This window comes from Pseudomonas sp. ES4 (genome assembly GCF_050586665.1).
In the GTDB taxonomy this organism is placed as follows: domain Bacteria; phylum Pseudomonadota; class Gammaproteobacteria; order Pseudomonadales; family Pseudomonadaceae; genus Aquipseudomonas; species Aquipseudomonas frederiksbergensis.
In genome coordinates this window covers 1-2,295 of the sequence record NZ_JBOBDO010000052.1, presented here as the reverse complement: position 1 = coordinate 2,295, position 2,295 = coordinate 1, and the positions used below count along the sequence as shown (strand labels likewise).

Annotated in this window: 1 protein-coding gene; it reads left to right on the top strand. The window is 60.1% G+C overall.

The genetic code is table 11. From position 1 onward, the window contains the following. On the top strand, positions 1–2,295 hold a 2,295-nt coding region (locus tag ACQ4OB_RS27770), incomplete at both ends, for a beta strand repeat-containing protein (RefSeq protein WP_430956863.1).

The following is a 2,295-nucleotide window of genomic DNA, read 5'->3' as shown; positions in this document are numbered from 1 at the left end:
CCGACAGTCAGCTACACCGTCACCGACGGCTCCGGCAGCAATGTCACCTCGACCCTGAACATCAGCGTCACCCCGGTCGATGACCCAAGCGTCCTGACCGCGGATACCAACACTGTCGATGAAGACCACGTTGCAACTGGCAACGTGCTCGGCAATGACAGCGATGTCGACAATGCACTGAGTGTCGCGACATTCACCGTACAAGGCGTCACCGGTTCCTTTACCGCGGGTCAAGTCGCGACGATCGCCGGCGTCGGCACTGTGACTATCGCCGCCAACGGCGATTACAGTTTCACCCCAACGGCGAACTGGAATGGCACCGCTCCGCAGATCAGCTATATCACCAACACCAATTCCATCAGCACGCTGGACATCAAGGTCAACTCGGTCAACGACGCTCCGACCGTCAACACTACCTCGGCCAGTGGTGATGAAGATCAGTTGATCTCCGTGCAACTTGGCGGCAATGACATCGACGGCACTGTCGGGCACTTCAACCTGACCAGCCTGCCGGCCAATGGTGTGTTTTACGCTGACGCTGCCGGGACCATCGCGTTGACCACCAGCAGTGTCATCTCCGCAACCGCCAACGGCGCAACGGTTTACTTCAAGCCTACCGGCGACTGGAGTGGCACCACCCAATTCACCTACACCTCGACCGATAACCAGGGCATGCCCTCTGCGTCTTCGGCAACCGGCACCATTGTCGTCGCGCCAATAACCGATACCCCAAGCCTGTCACTGACGGGTGGCGGTACGGTCGTCTCGACCGACTTCCAGGAAGTCGCGCTGAACAACGGCCATGGCGACGTCAATGTCAGCCAGCTCGGCAACGGCGTTTGGCACACTGACAACAGAGGTGGCATGGTCGAAATCGGCAAGGCCAGCGTCTATGGTGCCGGTGGCGATAACCAGGTCATTGAACTGGAGCGCAACGCTGGCGATGCGAGCAACCTCTACACCACTATCGATGCCAAGGCCGGCAGCACCTATAACGTGTCGTTCGACTACGCACCGCGTGCAGGTGTGGTGAATTCGCACATCAATGTGTACTGGGGCGACCAACTCATTGGCACCTTGAACACCACGACCACCGGCATGCAGCACTACAGTTTCGACATTCCGGTCACTGCCGATGGCAACCAGAAACTCGAGTTCCGCGCCGGGGACAGAAACAGCCTGGGCGGCGTGCTGGATAACATCGATGTCACCCAGGTGCTCAACTCGGGCCTTGAAGACCAAGCGATCCTGTTGTCGACCATCCAGGCCCACACTAACGACGTCGATGGTTCGGAAACACTCGCTCTCACCCTGAACGGCTTGCCGGCGGGTTCCAGTCTCACCGACGGCACCCACACCTTCAATGCTGCCGACGGCTCGACGTCGGTGGACATTACTGGCTGGAACCTGTCCACGCTCAAGCTGACACCGCCGACGAACTTCAATGGCGACATCCCCCTGACTGTCACGGCCACCGCCAAAGACGGCGATGCCCCAAGCGCCAGCACGTCGCTGCCGTTGGTGGTGCACGTCGGTGCCGTCGATGACGCAAGCGTGCTGCAGGCGGACAAGATCACGGTCGACGAAGACCACAACGCGACCGGTAACGTGCTGGGCAACGACAGCGATGTCGATAACGTCCTGAGCGTCACCAGCTTCAACGTGACCGGGGTCAACGGCAACTTCACGGCGGGCCAGACCGCGACCATTAACGGTGTCGGAACGCTGATCATCGCCAGCAACGGCGACTACACCTTCAAGCCGGCTGCCGACTGGAACGGCAACGTTCCACAGGTGACATACACCACCAGCACCGGCTCGAGCAGTACCCTGAACATCAGCGTTACGCCGGTTAATGACAACTTCTCCGATGTCAGTGAAATCGTCACCGTCAACGAAGACTCCGTGGCCACCGGCAGCGTGCTGTCGGGCACTTCGAGCGTCGACGGCCCGGTCGGCGTGATCAACTTCACCGTTGGGGCGACCACTTACACGGCTGGAAGTACAGCGACTATCGCCAACGTCGGCACCCTGGTGATCGGGGCGAGCGGAGCTTATACCTTCACTCCGACTGCCAATTACAACGGCAGCGTGCCGAGCGTCAGCTACACCGTCACCGACGGCTCCGGCAACAACGTTACCTCGACCCTGAACATCAGCGTCACGCCGGTCAACGACAACTTCACCGACATCAGCGAAACCGTGACCACGGGCGAAGATGCCCCGGTCAGCGGCAGCGTTCTTAACGGGACGTCGAGCGTTGATGGCCCGGTCAGTGTGCTCAACTTCACGGTC